Annotated in this window: 11 protein-coding genes; 4 read left to right on the top strand and 7 right to left on the bottom strand. The window is 67.2% G+C overall.

Features of this window, described 5'->3' with window-relative positions:
- Positions 1-48: 48 nt before the first annotated feature.
- Positions 49-1,044 (top strand): malate dehydrogenase, encoded by a 996-nt coding sequence (locus EP7_RS03410; RefSeq protein WP_463526179.1) that lies wholly within the window; start codon positions 49-51, stop codon positions 1,042-1,044.
- A gap of 48 nt (positions 1,045-1,092) precedes the next feature.
- Here the strand turns inward: EP7_RS03410 and EP7_RS03405 are convergent, their stop codons facing one another.
- From EP7_RS03405 to EP7_RS03385, 5 genes are all read right to left on the bottom strand, one after another.
- Positions 1,093-1,860: a DUF4058 family protein gene (locus EP7_RS03405; protein WP_463526178.1), complete on the bottom strand. Its 768-nt coding sequence runs from the start codon at positions 1,858-1,860 to the stop codon at positions 1,093-1,095.
- Between the two features lie 80 nt (positions 1,861-1,940).
- Entirely contained in the window at positions 1,941-3,578 is a 1,638-nt protein-coding gene (locus EP7_RS03400; protein WP_463526177.1) for a hypothetical protein, read from the bottom strand.
- A gap of 93 nt (positions 3,579-3,671) precedes the next feature.
- Positions 3,672-4,799, bottom strand: coding sequence for an ABC transporter ATP-binding protein (locus EP7_RS03395; protein WP_463526176.1), 1,128 nt, complete (start codon positions 4,797-4,799; stop codon positions 3,672-3,674).
- Entirely contained in the window at positions 4,796-5,941 is a 1,146-nt protein-coding gene (locus EP7_RS03390) for a hypothetical protein (RefSeq protein WP_463526175.1), read from the bottom strand. Before EP7_RS03390 ends, EP7_RS03395 begins: the two co-directional genes overlap by 4 nt.
- Entirely contained in the window at positions 5,938-7,845 is a 1,908-nt protein-coding gene (locus EP7_RS03385) for a M20/M25/M40 family metallo-hydrolase (RefSeq protein WP_463526174.1), read from the bottom strand. The genes EP7_RS03390 and EP7_RS03385 overlap by 4 nt, the downstream gene beginning before the upstream one ends.
- A 256-nt stretch (positions 7,846-8,101) precedes the next feature.
- Between EP7_RS03385 and EP7_RS03380 the strand changes: the two genes are divergently transcribed.
- Together EP7_RS03380 and EP7_RS03375 are read left to right on the top strand one after the other, a co-directional pair.
- Positions 8,102-9,196, top strand: coding sequence for an aminopeptidase (locus EP7_RS03380; RefSeq protein WP_463526173.1), 1,095 nt, complete (start codon positions 8,102-8,104; stop codon positions 9,194-9,196).
- 34 nt (positions 9,197-9,230) lie between these two features.
- Positions 9,231-10,511: a hypothetical protein gene (locus tag EP7_RS03375; RefSeq protein WP_463526172.1), complete on the top strand. Its 1,281-nt coding sequence runs from the start codon at positions 9,231-9,233 to the stop codon at positions 10,509-10,511.
- 12 nt (positions 10,512-10,523) lie between these two features.
- Here the strand turns inward: EP7_RS03375 and EP7_RS03370 are convergent, their stop codons facing one another.
- Positions 10,524-11,234, bottom strand: coding sequence for a glycosyltransferase family 25 protein (locus EP7_RS03370; RefSeq protein WP_463526171.1), 711 nt, complete (start codon positions 11,232-11,234; stop codon positions 10,524-10,526).
- 195 nt (positions 11,235-11,429) lie between these two features.
- On the opposite strand from EP7_RS03370, the gene EP7_RS03365 reads away from it, so the two are divergent.
- Positions 11,430-12,836 carry an alpha-amylase family glycosyl hydrolase gene (locus tag EP7_RS03365; protein WP_463526170.1) on the top strand — a complete coding sequence of 469 codons (1,407 nt, stop codon included), beginning with the start codon at positions 11,430-11,432 and terminating at the stop codon, positions 12,834-12,836.
- Between the two features lie 10 nt (positions 12,837-12,846).
- Here EP7_RS03365 and EP7_RS03360 read toward each other — a convergent pair whose 3' ends face one another.
- Positions 12,847-15,693: a sigma-70 family RNA polymerase sigma factor gene (locus EP7_RS03360; protein WP_463526169.1), complete on the bottom strand. Its 2,847-nt coding sequence runs from the start codon at positions 15,691-15,693 to the stop codon at positions 12,847-12,849.
- Between the last annotated feature and the right edge of the window lie 75 nt (positions 15,694-15,768).

The raw sequence follows: 15,768 nt of genomic DNA, 5'->3' as shown, positions 1-15,768 counted from the left end.
CGGGCCGACCCGCGACTTGCCCGCAGCTCGACGAGGAATGGACCGACCATGCCGAAGCCGATTCGAATCGCCGTGACCGGGGCCGGGGGCCAGATCGGCTACGCCTTGATCTTCCGGATCGCCTCCGGCGGCCTGTTCGGGCCCGACCAGCCGGTCGAGCTGAGCCTGCTCGAAATCACACCGGCTCTGCCCTCCCTGAAGGGCACAGTCATGGAATTCGAGGACTGCGCCTTCCCGCTGCTCGCCGGCGTGAAGACCAGCGACGTGGCCACCGAGGCCTTCGAAGGGGCCGACTGGGTCATCCTCGTCGGCGGCCTGCCGCGCAAGGATGGCATGACCCGCGCCGACCTGATCCGCGCCAACGGCCCGATCTTCACCGGCCAGGGGAAGGCGATCAACGACGCCGCCGGCCCCGACGTGCGCGTGCTGACCGTCGCCAACCCCTGCAACACCAACACGCTCATCGCCCGGTCGCACGCCCCCAAGGTGGCCCCCGAGCGCTGGTACGCCATGACCCGGCTCGACCAGAACCGGGCCGCCTCGCAACTCGCCATCAAGGCCGGCGTGGGCGTCGGCGAGGTCGACCGCGTGGCAATCTGGGGCAACCACAGCGACACCCAGTTCCCCGACTACCTGCACGCTCGGATCGGCGGCAAGCCGGCCACCGAGGTCATCAATGACCCGACCTGGTTCACCGAGACCTTCATCCCGACCGTCGCCAAGCGAGGCTCGGCCGTGATCAAGGCCAGGGGAGGTTCCTCGGCCGCCTCCGCCGCCAACGCCGCGCTCGACAGCGTCCGCTCCGCCTCGTTCGCCACCAAGGGCGACGACTGGTTCAGCGCCGGCGTGGTCTCCGACGGCAGCTACGGCGTGCCCGAAGGCCTCGTCTACAGCTTCCCGCTGACCAGCAAGGACGGTAAGTCCTGGTCCGTCGTCAAAGGCCTGGCGATCGACGAGGCCAGCCAGGCCCGCATCGACGCCTCGGCCCAGGAACTCGCAGCCGAGCGCGACGCCGTCAAGGACCTCCTCGGACCGGCCCTCTGAGATCGCGACCCATGCCGCCGCGCCGCCCTTCACGGTGGCGCGGCGGCCTCAGGCGTTTCCCGGAACGAACTGGCGGGCCCAGTCGGCTTGCTCGCCTGAGAGAGGCGGCTGGGGTGCCCCAGAATCGATAAAGCTCTCATAGCCAGGCCCGTCGAAATTCCGGTGCAAGACTTCTTGAAGTTCGACGCGGGCCTCGACGACGTCGGGTCTCAGCGAGATCGGCACGACCGGCAGCCGTTCTCGCAGTTGGATCGGCCAGAAGTCGACGGCCGGGCGCCGCTCGGCCCGGCTGACGAGCACCGAGTAGTCGCACCTGGGTCGATCATCCGGGGGCATCGTCCGGCCTCTACGCAGCAGGTCGATCTCGACGAGATGGGTGGGGCTGCGGAGCAACTCTCGCCGCTTGGCCGGGTATTGCTCGTGGTTTTCGCCCCGCTTCTTGTTTGAGGGGCTGAGCAACTCGATCACAGTCAGCAACTCGCGTCCCTGGCGGTCGCGGACTTCCAGGTACGGCACGCGCTCGACCTCGTTCCGGGGCAACTCAAGTACGGCCGGCGCTTCCAGCATGCCGACCGCCGCCAGGCCAGCCGAGCGAACCGCCGAGCCGGAGATCGAGACGTCAGCCCGACCGATCGCACGCCGGGGCTCGGGGGGCAGGTCGTGGACGTAGAGGTGTTCTTCGAGCTGCACGAAGAAGGCCGACCCGAGTTGTGGGACGAGTTGCCGACGCAGCGCCGAGAGGAATTCCAGGTGGAAATCCTGCCAGTAGCCCGGCTGCTCGAAGAATGGGTTCATCCCCGGGAACGGTGATGGCACGATCAATCCCTTCCTCGCCGGCAAGACCTCGACCCACCCTTGGTTCCATCATACGTCCCCATCCGAGGCCTTCCCAGTCGTCAGGCGGGGGGCGACTCGGCCATCTGGCGGCGGCCATTTCGACCGGCCAGCATCAGGCCGAGGCCGGTCAGGGCGGTCAGGGTCAGGCCAGCTTCGGCGATCCGGGCGGCCTGGCCGGGTTGGTCAACGAGGAGGACAAAGGTCGTGGCCAGGGGGCGGGCCTCGGTGGTGGGCGCCAGGAGAAGGCCGGCAGCAGGGGAGGCGGTCGAGAGGAGGACTCCGGCGAGCCAGATCCGTCGGCGGCCCGGTCCCTCGATAATCCTGCGGGCATCTCGCGCGGGGATGCCCAGGAGCCGGGCCGCGTCGAGACGGACCGGATCGTCGGGGGACGGCCTCCGGCTGGCTCCGACGATCGCGGCGATGGCGGGGAAGGTGGCGGCGACGGCGACGAGTGACAGCGCCAGGCCCGGGGTGGCCAGGGGATCGATGGCACGGGCGATTGGGCCGATCAAGGCCTCCAGGGGCGCGGAGCCGCCTCGGAGTCGGCGGGTGATGAGTTCCAACAGGGCCGGGATCGCCAGGGCGCCGACCGCGAGGGCGATCGTCGGGCAGGCGGAGAGCAGGCGGGCGGCCCAGCCTCGCCGGGGTGGGCCGCCGGGGCGTCCCGCAAGGAGCAGGCCGCACGATGCCACGATGGCCCCGAGGAGGATCGAGACCGCCAGCGGCCGGATGAGGCTGACGGCCGCGAAACCAGGGAGGGCAACCTCCGTGGTGGCCTGACGGGCCAGGAACCAGAGGGGGAGCACGCCCAGGAGAGCCCAGCCTACGGCGGTGGTCCAGGAAACGAGGCGGGCGAAGCGGCCGGCCAACCCGGGCCGGGGATGCTCAGGCATGGAGAGCAGAACGTCGTCGCCTCCCCAGCGGCGGAGCAAGATCCGAACGCCCCAGATGAGCAGCGTGGCCAGCGCCGCGAGCACGGCCAGGCGCGGGGAACGGTCGTCGTGAAAGGCCTCGGCGAGCACCTGGTAGCCCAGGGTCCGGCGCAGGCCGAGCATCCAGGGGGCCGCGGGCTCGATGAGGGTGAGGGTGAAGACCGAGGCCAGCGAGCGGGTGATTCCGGGGCGAAGGAGGGACCATGTCAGGGACAAGGCCAGGCCCGCGCGGCCGGCGCCGGCGACCTGGCCGGCCGATTGCCAGTCGGGTGCGATCCGGCGGAGGTCGGCGCCGGCCCTGGAAGCCACGAGCGAGGCGCCCCAGACCGAATAGGCCGCGACCATAGGCAGCCAGGCGGCAAAGACGCCGGCGTCGGTCCCCATCCACTCAGGCCAGCGGCCGGCCGCCCAGAGCACCGCCAAATGCCAGCCCCAGGCCGCGACGAACGGCGGGACCGCCAGGGGCACCGCCGCGAGCGGAGCCTTGACCCCGGAAAATCGGCCCACGCCTCGGTTCGCGATCGCCGCCAGCGACAGTCCCAAAAGCAGCGAGGCCGCCGTGGCCGCGCCCGCCAGGGCCAGGCTGTTGCGCAGGCAGTCGCGGGTCAGGTGGTCCCAGGCGACCAGGGCTGCGGGGAAGACGGTCGGCCGGACGGCCCCATTGTCGCCGCGATCCATCCCCGGGGCGGCCAGCAGCCCCAGGATGGGTGCGACGATAAGCACAAACGCGACCAGGCGGGCCGGGGGGAGGATCAAGCGGATCATGGCCATGTCCTCCATCCTCGGGCACGCACGTACATTGCTGCGTAACGATCGACCATTGAACGAATAGGTGGGCAGACTTACGCGAGTCGCAGCTCAGGTCGTCTCGATACGCCCAATTCCGGCGTCGTCGAGGGTCGGCGTGTTCCGGCCTCTGAAGATGATGACCGATTCCGGCATCACCGCCAGGGTGAGCCCCTGACCCTCGCGAAGGCCGGCGGATTGGGCCTGGATGGCGAGGGCCATCAGGGGCCAGTCGCCCGGTCCCCGGAGGTGCAGGGCACGCAGCTCGCCCAGGAAGACCTGGCGTTCCAGGGTCGCGGCGAACCGGTTGGCCCCCTGGGGGACGAGCCCGCCGTGCCAGAGGGCTTCGGGGCGGATGGCCACGGTGACGGGCGATCCGGCCGCCGGGGTGCCGGCCGGGGCCTGACCAATCAGTCGGCCCAGCGGGGTGCGTACGACGACTCCGCCGCGGCTCTCCGGGCCTTCCACTTGCCCTTGGAAGAGATTGATCGGGCCGAGCAGGCGGCCGACGAGGGCGTCGACGGGGCGGTTATAGACCTCGGCGGGCTGGCCCGTCTGGACGATCCGGCCCAGGTCGAGCACCGCCAGGCGTTCGGCCATGGAGAGGGCCTCGCGGGCGTCGCGGGTGAGCACCAGCGTGGTGAGTTCCAGCTCGGCATGAAGCCGCCGCATGTCGTCGCGGAACTCGTCGGCGTCGCGGGGGTCGAGGCCGGCGGTGGGCTCGTCGAAGACGAGGATGCGGGGCCGAACAGCCAGGGCCCGCGCCAGGCCGGCACGCCTGCGTTGCAGCGGGGTCAACTCGTCGGGCTTGCGGGCGGCCAGGCTGTCGATTCGGGCCATCGTCAGTGACTCGGCCACGCGACCCCGCCGATCGATCCTGTTCAGACCCTGATGCTTCAGCGCCAGCCCCACATTGTCGGCCACGTTCAGGTGCGGCCAGAGCGGGTCTCCCTGGAACAGCAGCCCCACGCCTCGGCTTTCCGGCGGGGCGTCGTTGACGAGCTTGCCGTCGAAGAAGATCTCGCCGTCGTCGGGCCGGTCCAGCCCGGCGATCAGGCGGGCGAGCGTTGTCTTGCCCGACCCCGAGGGGCCGAGGATGTAGAAGAGCTCTCCGGGGCGCAGCTCGAGCGAGGCGGCCATGTCCAGGATCGCGACGCGGTCGATGCGCCGGACGAGTTTCACCAATCCGACTTCAATCATGGGACCCAGGCCCCCGAGGCCTGACGGGCCACGCGCCGGTACCGCTGGCGGGCCCAGGACGTCCACTCGACCCGGAGCCAGGCGCGGAACCTCGGCTCGCTCGCGAGGCGACCCTCGACCGCGTTAACCAGCTCGTCCAGCAAGGCGGGGTCGACCTTGCGCGGCGGCCGGTCCCAGTTCAGGATCAGCCACTCGCGGGTCGGCAAATCCTCAGTCAATTGCTCGGCCAGGAGGTCGACCAACTCGGCCCCGTTCGGCTTCGACCGCAGGAGCGCCACGGAGGTCGGCGGCCAGGGGGGCGGCTCGCTCAGCCAGCGCTCGGCCCTGGGCGGGTGGTCGGTCCGTTCGAGTGTCTCCCAGGCTTGCAGCAATTCCGGCCGCGCCTCGACCAGCGTCGATCCCAGCAAGTCGGCCATCAGCGGATTGATCTCGGTTGGGGTCGCCCCGGAATCGACGAGGGCCAGGAATGCGGCGGCGAGCTGGGCATGGGGGGCATCGCGGAGCACTCCGGCCCCCTCCTCCCGGACTCCTCGCGTTGAAGTCCCGCCCAATACTCCCCCCGCGACCGCCGCGACGGCCTCGCCGCGCTCGACCTCGGCTAGCGCCGAGCCCTCACGCCGGGGGTCGGGGCCGATCAACCCGGCGAGCTTAACGAGTCGGGCGTAGCCGGCGGCCCAATCGGACCCGGCGGAGATGCCCATCAGCCAGGCAAGCGAGGCGGGGTCGAGGCGCGGGTCGCCCATCGCCAGGGCATCCGGGGGCTCCGGTACGCTTTCCGTCGGCTTTCCTTCCGGCCCCAAAAGTCCGACGGGCTGGCGTTGTGAAGGCTTCCAACCCGGGACGATCTCGCCCCGACGTTCAAGCTCTCGATAGCGCGAGATCGGGCCGCCCAGCAACGCGTCCACGCCGGAACGTCGACCCGCGATGCGCGTGGGGTCGGCTCCTGGCAGGAACTCGATCCAGGCGATGCGGCCCGAGGGCCGGAAGGCCTCCTCGAGCGCCAAGCGTTCGGCGGACGGCCACGAGGTGGCGACGACCAGGACCCCGCCGTCGGACCAGGGCGCGGAGCAGCCGCCGGCGAGCCCCCAGGGGAGCAGGCCGGCGACGATCGCTCGCGTTGTGGTCTTGCCGCCAGAGATCACTGCGAGGGCCGCTTGCCGAGTTTGACCTTGAGGTCGACGTCCTTCTCGCCGCGCTTCACCTTGATGACGACCTCGTCATCGGGTTTGTACCGGCCCATGCTCTCCATGTAGTCGTTGATGGTGCCGATCGGCTTGCCGCCGAACTCGATGATGATGTCGCCCCCTTGCAGGCCCCCCTTCTCGGCGGGGCTCCCCTCGCGAACACCGGCGAGCTTGACGCCCTTGGTGCCGTCGGCATAGTCGGGCATCGTCCCGAGATAGACCGTGACGGACAGTCGCGCCGGGTCGGCTCCGCCCGCTCCGTGGTCGGCCGCGGCACTCTTGACGAACTCGGGACGCTTGGGGCGGCGGGTGAAGTCGAGAAGCAGCAGTTCGCCCAGGTTGGCGATCCGGCCCATGCCTTCGAAGTTGATGTGCTCGGTGTCGTCGGTGGGGCGGTGGTAGTCCTTGTGCGTGCCGGTGAAGGCGAACAGCACCGGGATATCCTTCTGGTAGAACGACTGGTGGTCGCTTCCGCCGAACCCGTCGCTCATGCCGGCGACCTTCTTGACGGTGATCCCGGCCGACGAGCCGATGGCGTCGACCAGGCCATCCAGGCCCGGGGTGCTGCCCACCCCGAAGAAGGTGACCTCGTCCTTGGCCATCCGGCCGACCATGTCGAAGTTAATCATCATGACCGTCTTGTCGAGCGGGTAGAGCGGGTTCTCGACGTAGTGCTGCGAGCCGAGCAGCCCTCGCTCCTCGCCGGAGAAGGCCATGAAGACGACCCGACGGGGGAGGGGGTCGGTGCGGCGCCCGAGGCGGCGGGCCAGCTCCATGACCATCGCCGTGCCCGACGCATTATCATCGGCGCCGTTGTGGATGTCGCTCGACAGGAACGCGAGGCTGCCCGAGAGCAGGCCGCCGTGCCCGAGGTGGTCGTAGTGACCGCCGACGACGATCGTCTCGTCGGCCAGCGGGCCCGAGCCCTCGAGCACACCGATGACGTTCTTGGTGCCGACCGACTTGCGCTCGATCGGGAACGAGCCGTCGACGGTGGCCCCTTCAAGCACGCGGCTGGCGGGCTTGCCCCCCTCGTCGAGCGTCTTCTCCAGCTCTTCGAGCTTGGGCGCCTTGGTCGCGGCGAGGATCTTGTCGGCGAAGGCGCGGGTGACCATGCCGAAGGGGACATTGGAGAGTACGTCGGTGCCGGCCGCGGGGAACTTCAACAGCTCGTCGCCCCCGTCCTTCACCGAGACCGCATCGTTGACGAGGATCACGGCCGCCGCGCCATGCTGGAAGGCGTTGGTCGCCTTGTGGCGGAAGCTGCCGAACCTCATCAGGTTGGCACCGCCGAAGAGGCCATCCTTCTCGCCTTGGAGCGGCGTCTTGCGGATGATGAGGATCGCCTTCCCCTTCACATCCAGGCCGGCGTAGTCGTCGTAGTCGAGCTTGGTCGCGTCGTCCTTGGCCGTGATCCCGTAGCCGACGAAGACGAGCGGGAGCTTGGCGAGCGTGCCGCCGACGCCCGCGGCCAGCGGCGTGAACTCGCCCTTCTCGGCCTTCAAGCTGGAGTCGGCCGAGACGTTGATGACGAGCGAGGCGTCATTCCCGAGCTTGGGCGTGCCCCCCAGCGTGAATGTCTGGAAATATCCGTCGGCGCCGGCGGCGGGCTTGAGCCCGGCGTTCATGAAGGTCGCCGCGATGTAGTCGGCCGCGGCCTCGATCCCGCCGCTTCCGGGCGATCGCCCTTCACGCGCGTCGGCGGCCAGGAACCCCACGTCGGTGCGCATCCGCGTCTCGGCCGGGGTGGGCGTCGGCGGGGCCTCGGCTCGTGCGGCCGTTGCCATCGCCAGCGAGCCCATCAGGGCCATGCTCAGGGCCTTCGCCAGCGGGCGACGGCCGATCCGCTTGCTGCAAACCATGCGACAGATCCTTCGCGGGACGTCCAACAAGGGGCAAATCTCGGGCGAGAACCCCGCCCGCCGGGACCGCCGGCATCGGGAGTCCTCGGGACCCAACGATTGTCAGCCGCAGCGCCCCCCTCGTCAAGCACCGGCGAGCCGTCGACCGCCCGCCTCGATCCCACGGCCGTGCTGATTCTGACATCTGTCAGGTTGCGAACCGAGTCAGGGGGAGGTAGCTTGGAGGGTCACAACGAGGCATGAGGATTGAGCGACCATGGCGATCACCGACGACCTGGCCGCCCGCTGGGCCGACCTGCTTGTTGATTACTGCCTGGCCGTGGCGCCCGGGGAAACGATCCTGGTCGCTTCGGAGATCGAGGCCCGCCCCCTGGTGGAGGCCTGCGCACGGGCGATCATCCTCCGCGGGGCCCACCCCCTGGTGCGGCTGGAACTGCCCGGGATGGCCGAGTTTTTCCTGAAGAACGCGAGCGTCGATCAGCTGGCCTATCTGCCCCCTGTGGCCCTGTACGAGGCGCAGACCGTCGACGGCCGGATCCGGATCTCGGCCGAGACCGACACCCGAGGGATGGCCCGGGTCGACCCTGCCCGCCAAGCGATCGTCGACCGGGCCCGGTACCCGATCCGGCAGGCGGCGTCGAAGAAGCGGTGGGTGATCACGCAGTATCCCACCGACGCTTATGCCGCCGACGCGAAGATGAGCCCCGACGATTACATCGCGTTCGTCGCCTCTGCGATGTTCCTCGACCGCGACGACCCCGGCGCCGCCTGGCGTCAATTGCGCGAGCGGCAGGCGGGCCTGGCCGCGTACATGACCGGGGTCAAGCAGGTACGCATCGAGGCCGACGGGACCGACCTGACGCTCTCGGTGGCCGGGCGGACCTGGATTAACTCCGACGGCCGGCGGAACATGCCCTCGGGCGAGATCTTCACCGGGCCGGTCGAGACCTCCGCAAATGGCACCCTGAGGTGCGGATTCCCGGTCTGCCGCAATGGGCGTGAGCTGATCGGCATCGAGCTGAAATTCAAGGACGGCCGCGTCGTCGAGGCCAAGGCCGAGCAGGGGGAGGAATACCTCCTGAGCATGCTCGACCTCGACCCCGGCGCCCGCTTCCTGGGCGAGTTGGGCATCGGACTGAACCCGGGGATCGATCGCTTCACGGGCACGATCCTGTACGACGAGAAGATCGGCGGAACAGTGCACCTGGCGCTGGGATCGAGCTACCCAGAGACCGGCGGGACCAATGAGAGCGCCCTTCACTGGGACCTGATCGTCGACCTTAGGGATGAAGGCCGGGTCACGGCCGATGGCGTGGTGGTGATGCAGGACGGCGTCTGGTCGGTCGGTTGACGGATAGATCGGCGAACACCGGAGGAACTCGGCCATGATCCCGGCACTGCTGTGCATCGCCCTTCTGACCCAGGGCTCCGACGATGCGTTGAGAGACCGCGTTGCGCAGCTCGTCGAGAAGCTCGCCGCCGCCAAGGTCGAGGCCCGAGATTCCGCCGAGAAGGCCCTGATCACGCTGGGGGCCAGGGCGCTGCCCCTGCTTCCCGAGGCCGCCAAGGTGGGCGCCGGGGCAAACGACCGCGACACAAGGCTGGAGCGCGTCCGATCGGCCATCCGCGAGTCGCTGGATAAGCTGAACCTGGGCGCCTCGACGGTGACCCTGCAAGGGAAGGGGATCCGCCTCTCGGAAGCCTTGCAGCGCATCCAGGCGCAGACGGGCAACCCGATTACCGACCTGCGCGAGCAGATGGGCGCCGAGGCGACCAATCCTGGGCTCGATCTCGACCTGAAGGACAGGCCCTTCTTCGAAGCCATCGACGACGTCGCCGCCAAGGCAGGGCTGGCCCTGAACTTCTTCACCGGCGACGGCACACTTGGCCTGACTGCCGGGGCGATGCCCGCGGCGCCAGACAAGGCGAGGGCGTCCTCTTACATGATCAACACCGGGCCGTTCCGCGTGATGCTCAAGCAGGTGGGAACCCTCCGCGACTTCCAGTCGGGCGCGGCTACGTCGAATTTGCAGCTTGAGGTGGGCTGGGAGCCGCGCCTGAGGCCGATGCTGCTGGCCCTCAAGTCGGAAGGAATCGAGGTGGTCGACGACCTCGGCAAATCCGTCGCGGCCGACGTGCAGAACATGTCCACCGACGTCGCCCTGCGGCCGGACAACCCGGCCGCCGAGCTGAACCTGAACCTGGCCGCTCCGGACCGCGCCGCCAAGATGCTGGCCAAGCTGAAGGTGAGCGCCAGCGTCACCGTGCCGGCCGGCCTGCGCACCTTCCGGTTCTCCAAGATCGAGGCCCCCGGCGTAGTCCAGACTCAGGGGGACATCGCCGTGACGCTCGACTCGTTCGAGGTCGACGAGCAGGTCTGGAAGTTCCACGTCGACATCAAGTATCCCGACGGCGGGCCCGCCTTCGAGAGCTTCCGCCAGGGGCTTTTCAACAACCGCCTCTGGCTGCAGAAGGCCGACGGCTCGCGGTTCGAGCACAACGGAGGTTACTCGAACCTCTCCGCCGACGGCGGCAAGTTGAGCTTCGAGTACCTCTTCGTCGACGTCCCCGACAAGCCCGGCGACTATCAGTTGGCGTACGAGACCCCGAGCAAGGTGATCGAGATCCCGCTCGACTTCGAGTTCAAGGACGTCCCACTCCCTTGAATCCGCCCTGAATTACGACTTGCGGGCGTCGAGCAGCCGGCGGGCGAGGGTTGCCATCTGCTGGACGCCCGGCACCCGGTCGAACCAGCGATTGTCGTGGATGTCGGTCCTCGAGGGGCGCTGGGTTGCCAGGTTGGGGTTGGCCAGCAGGGTGACCACATCGGGGTTCCGCCTCCGGAACGTCGAGAGCGCCCCGTCATACGACATCGGCCCCCCCTCGGGGTCGCCGGGCGGCCGGGTCAGCAAGGCCTCGAGGAACACGACCAGCCGATCGAGGGCCTTGCCGTTCACCGCGTAGCAATGCGTCAGGAGCAGCGGCTTGTCGTGCCGGACGAATTGTAGGCCGGGACCGGCCGGCAGCGACGCCGGGTGGCCAAGGTAGACGATGTCCCAGTCGGTCGAGGTCAGCTGGCGGACGACCTCGTCGCGGTATTCATCGAACTGAGGGGTCAGCTTGACGTCGTCTTCGAGGATCAGGACCCGGGAGAACCCGCCGTCCCGGGCCTTCCTCAAGATCTCAAGGTGGCTCATGAAGCAGCCGCGATATCCGATATTCTCGAACCCGGCGGGAGAGTCGGGCCGGCATGCGTCGAAGAACTCGACCTTCCCCGGCTGCAGCGGCATCCCGTGCTTCTTCAGCTCCAGCGTCACGTCGCGACGACGATCGGTGCGGCTGAGGAGGCTGACGATATAGGTGTGATCGAAATAATCGATGATGTCCATCTGACCCCGAGACCAGGTTTCGCTGCCGGCCCGGCGGGGAGTCGCGGGCTTCGCCCTCGATCTCCGCGGTAGAATGGGACCGTCGGGCCCTTCGATTTGGACGATCCAGGATATCGCGGTGCCCCCGCGAAAGGAACCCTCCCTCATTTCCCCCGCCGCCGTGTCGCCGCCCCGAGTTTCGCCGGAGTTCGCCGAATGACCTGCGCCCAAGCCCTCACAATGTTGCTCCCCATCGCGGCCGCCCCTGTGGTCGCGGTCGACCTCGACCGCTCGCGCCCGTGGGAGGACGAGGTCGTCTACGTGGTCATCCTGGAGAAGTTCTTCAACGCCAACCCCGCCAACGACGTGATGGCGGGCACCTATGGCAAGGAGCGATCCAGGTACGAGGGGGGCCTCTGGGGGGGCGACATCGAGGGGATCCGCAGCAAGCTCGACGACTTCGTCGACCTGGGCGTCACCTCGCTGCTCATCTACCCGGTCATGCAGAACGACCGCCGGCCGATGGGCAAGTTCCTGACCACGGGCTATAGGCCCACCGATTACTTCCGCGTCGACGAGAACTTCGGCGACATGCACGACCTGAAGCGGCTGGTGGCCGACGCCCACAGCCGCGGCATCAAGGTCATCCTCGACATGCCGCTGGCCCTCCCCGGATTCGAACATCCCTACATGAACGATCCGGCGCATGCCGCCTGGTTCGGCAAGCCCACCGAGTACGGGATTCGCCACTGGGACGCCGACAACCCCGAGGTGGCCGACTACCTCGTCGAGGTGGCAAAATTTTGGCGCGACGAGTCGGGCTGCGACGGCTTCCGGATGGACAGCGCCCCGCTACTCTCGACCGAATTCTGGACCCGCTTCGTCCGCGACCTGAAGGCCGGCCCCGACGGCCGGCCCACCGACTTCGTCATCCTCGCCGAGCTGGCCATCGACCCGCCGAAGATCGGCCGCATCGTCCGCGAGTGCGGCTTCGACGGCGCCTACGACTTCAGCTTCGACGCCACACAGAAGGTGATCGGAAAGTCCGAAAAATTCGGCCTGCTCGCCAAGGTCCTCGCCGCGGGTGAGAAGCACTACCCTCATCCTCGACGAATGATGGCGCAAGTCGACAACTACGAGGTCACCGAATTCCTCTCCGTCGCCAAGGAACCCAAGCAGGCCCGCCTCGACGTCGCCCTGACCCTGCTGATGACGATGGACCGGGTCCCATTCCTCTACGCCGGCAATGAGGTGGGCCTCGTCCCCAAATCCGCCGGAGACGCCTTCCCCGCCGACCGCCGCGACCGCCCAGCCTACAAGCACCTGAAACGCCTTATCGCCATGCGCAAGGCCGAGCCGATCCTCCGCCGTGGAGACTGGTCGCAGGTCCTCTCCGAAAAACCCATCTACGCCTTCCTCCGCACCCTCACCGCCGGCAAGATCCTCGTCGTCCTCAACACCTCCGACAAGCCGGCTCCCCTGAAAACCGACCTCGGTAAGACCCCCTGGAAGGAGATCGCCTTCGACGACATCCTCCAGGCCCATCGATCAACCAAATCCGCCGGCGACAACACCCCGCTCGACCTCGGCCCCTTCGAAGCCCGAGTCTTCAAGGTCCGCTGAGCAAGGGGCCTTATTTCTTCGCCTTCGCCGCCTCTTCCGCCGCCTTGACCATCCGTTCAAGTTCGGGATCGAACTCGGCGTCAAACGGGTTGTTAAGTGCCTTGTGACGGACGACTCCCTCATGGTCGATCATGACGAAGTTCGGGTATCCGTAGATATGCCACTGCCTGGTGATTGGTCCCGGTTCGACGCTTTCGCCGTCCATCCAAGCTCGCCAGGTCATCCAGCCTTTGTCCTCAGCCACCTTGATCTCTTCGTTCGAGACCGAGTATGCACCTAAGACGACGAACGGTCGGTCACGAAATCGCTCGACGATCGACCGAAGAGTTTCTCGATCGCGAGCAAATTGAGGCGGCTTCCCCTCCAGCGAAAAATCTTCCAGGTCAAGGAGGACGACATTGCCTCGGTACTCCGAAAGGGTCATCTCCTTGCCGGAAAAATCTTCTCCCCGAATCTCGTGGGCCTGCTGGCCAATCGCCGGTGCGCGTAATTCGTCGATGTCCCGGCTGACTGCTTCGGCGAATGTCTGGCTCCGAACAAACCTCCCGATGGTGAGCAAATCGCCATAGTCTGCTTTCACTCTCAGCAATACGTCTTCGGCTCGCCTGGCCAGGGCCTGCCTCCCTGTTTTTACCAGCCCAGCGAGATACGCCGGGTCATATCGTGCCGGCTCCTGAAACCATTCAATGAACTTCGATTCCGCCTCGAGTTCGACGAGATCGGCCTCGGCTTTGTAGAAGCTGCCCAGCAGAAGGCTCATCCGCCCGCGAATCTCGCGCGTTTTTCCACGCTCGGCCAAGGCTCTGTAAAGACGGTCGACGTGAGGAGCCGGCGTCGGCATGCTGCTATTGAAGGCCCTGGCCACGTCTCGAGATTCCAGATGGTTGCCAATATCCTCGAGATGGTCTCGAATCAAACGGTCGACCACCTTACCCAGCAACACGGCTCGCCCCGGATTGGCATCCAAGAATTGGTGACCGAGAATCCAGATCAAGGCATTAAATGCGGCTGAAGTGCGGGGCGCGTCCTCGGCAATTCGCCACATCCTTGGCCCATAATCGGCCCATCGAGGAGTTGCAGCGAGATAAGTCTTCCAACGTTCTTCTTCACCTACGCCATCTGCATTCAACAATTCCAGGGCTTTCTGGAACCCGACGTTGTAGGTTTCCGAATCCTCCGTGATTCGCAAGGACGCAACGGGATCGAGGCCCGGCATGTTCAGGATTCGAACGACGTCGCCGAGCGTCTCCCTCGTGTACTTCGCATCAAAGCGAAGGTAAGGAACATCGGCGAAATCCGACAACACCCGGTCGAAGAGGACAGCGGCTTCGCCTCCGAGTTTTCCAGGGTTCAAGAGCCTCACGGACTTGACCGACTCTGGAGAGTTCACTTTCCTCAAATCAACCATTTCACCGGAACTCCTCGTCGCGCCGGTGGGGATGGTGAGAGGGCGTAGGGTATCGCCGTCGATCTGGAATTTCTCATGCAAGTTGAAGAAGGGGATGGTCTCGTCGCCCCGCTGAAGCCCCTGGGCAAAATAAGCCTGCATTTGCAGATATTGAGCCCGCGCCAGAGTCGCCTGTCCTTTGACCGTCCGATTCGGGCTGCGCCCGGAAAGGTCGCTGAGGAACGAATCTCGCCTGGGTGAAACGATGTTGACCATCCCCAACGCGAGCGGCCCGAGGCGTGGCTCGGAGGGATAATCTCGGACCAAGATCTGCATCGCCTGGGTGACCGAAGAGTCGAAGGGCTCCGCGTCGCGTTCGCCTCCCCACAGGCTCTTCTCAACCACCCAGATCAACGAGTCGATTGCCGCGGTATCGCCCGGATGACGCTTCGCCAGATCCACGAGAGCAGGTCCATATTCACCGAGAAACGGACCAACATTACGGTAGATCTCGTCGGCCTTCTCGGGAGTCGCGTCGACGGCTTTTTGCCGGGATGCAGTCGCGTCGTCAAACCGCTTCATCAACGCTTGAAATTGCTCCGTCGCGGAAAGCGATGAATTCCCGGCGTCTGGAGCCTTTTCATCCGCGTTCTGACCGACGGAGCCGTTCACTTGCCGTTGCCCGAATGCTCCACTCGCGGCGATGGCACCGATCCCCAGGGTCGTCGTCAATCCACCGACGAGTATGAGGGCCGCGAGCCTGGACCAGAGCATGCCGCGGAGGATCGTCTCCGCCAAAGCCGTCGTCGTCGCCGAGACAGAACCGGCGCTAAGCCCGGCCCATGATGTCGGTCCGGCGTGTGCGGTGGCCTCGAGGTTCAAGGCTTTTCCCAGCGTGAGAACCGAGGGCATCATCCCGCGTCGGATCAAGCGGCTTTTCAGGATCGCCTTGGCCCGCACCAGTCGACGCCGGAGGGTCCGGTCGGAGCAGCCCAGGCGACGGGCCGCCTCGTCCTGGTTCAGACCATCCAGCTCGCAAAGGAGCAGCGCCGCGCGAATTCTTCCCGGAAGCCGGCCAACTTCCTCGACCAGGACGCGGGCACTTTCGCATATCGGGTCGGGGAGCGGGCCGTCGAACGCCTCGTCACGCGCCGCGGCGGTCTCGTGCTTGCGGCGGCGGGCGGCTTGCAGTCGTTGCTTGCTGGCGACGCGGCAGGCGGTGCCGTAGAGCCAGCTCGGCAGGCGAGAAGGATCGCGGATGGCCTGGGGGCGGCGGGCAAGGACGAGGAAGGTGGCCTGGAAGGCGTCTTCTGCGTCGTTGGGGTCGTCCAGCAGGCGTCGACAGAGTCGGCGGACGAGCGGACCGTGGCGGGCGACCAAGGCGGCGAAGGCGGCATTGGACTCGGCGTCGAGGGCCTGGCTTCGACGCTCGTATCGGTCAAGCAACTCGCCGTCGCCCAGGCCGGCCACCGACCCCGCCTCGAACAGAATCCGCAGGGCGGCGGACGTCGTGTGATCGTCGTTCATGGTCCCAGACCCCCGGGT

It is taken from the genome of Isosphaeraceae bacterium EP7 (assembly GCA_038400315.1).
In the GTDB taxonomy this organism is placed as follows: Bacteria; Planctomycetota; Planctomycetia; order Isosphaerales; family Isosphaeraceae; genus EP7.
This window is presented reverse-complemented; position numbering and strand designations above follow the sequence as displayed.

Bases quoted from the DNA above. Each gene is read 5' to 3' on its own strand.
- EP7_RS03365 (WP_463526170.1), top strand. From the start codon at position 11,430: ATGACCTGCGCCCAAGCCCTCACAATGTTGCTCCCCATCGCGGCCGCC.
- EP7_RS03380 (WP_463526173.1), top strand. From the start codon at position 8,102: ATGGCGATCACCGACGACCTGGCCGCCCGCTGGGCCGACCTGCTTGTT.
- EP7_RS03410 (WP_463526179.1), top strand. From the start codon at position 49: ATGCCGAAGCCGATTCGAATCGCCGTGACCGGGGCCGGGGGCCAGATC.
- EP7_RS03400 (WP_463526177.1), bottom strand. From the start codon at position 3,578: ATGATCCGCTTGATCCTCCCCCCGGCCCGCCTGGTCGCGTTTGTGCTT.
- EP7_RS03395 (WP_463526176.1), bottom strand. From the start codon at position 4,799: ATGATTGAAGTCGGATTGGTGAAACTCGTCCGGCGCATCGACCGCGTC.
- EP7_RS03375 (WP_463526172.1), top strand. From the start codon at position 9,231: ATGATCCCGGCACTGCTGTGCATCGCCCTTCTGACCCAGGGCTCCGAC.
- EP7_RS03370 (WP_463526171.1), bottom strand. From the start codon at position 11,234: ATGGACATCATCGATTATTTCGATCACACCTATATCGTCAGCCTCCTC.
- EP7_RS03385 (WP_463526174.1), bottom strand. From the start codon at position 7,845: ATGGTTTGCAGCAAGCGGATCGGCCGTCGCCCGCTGGCGAAGGCCCTG.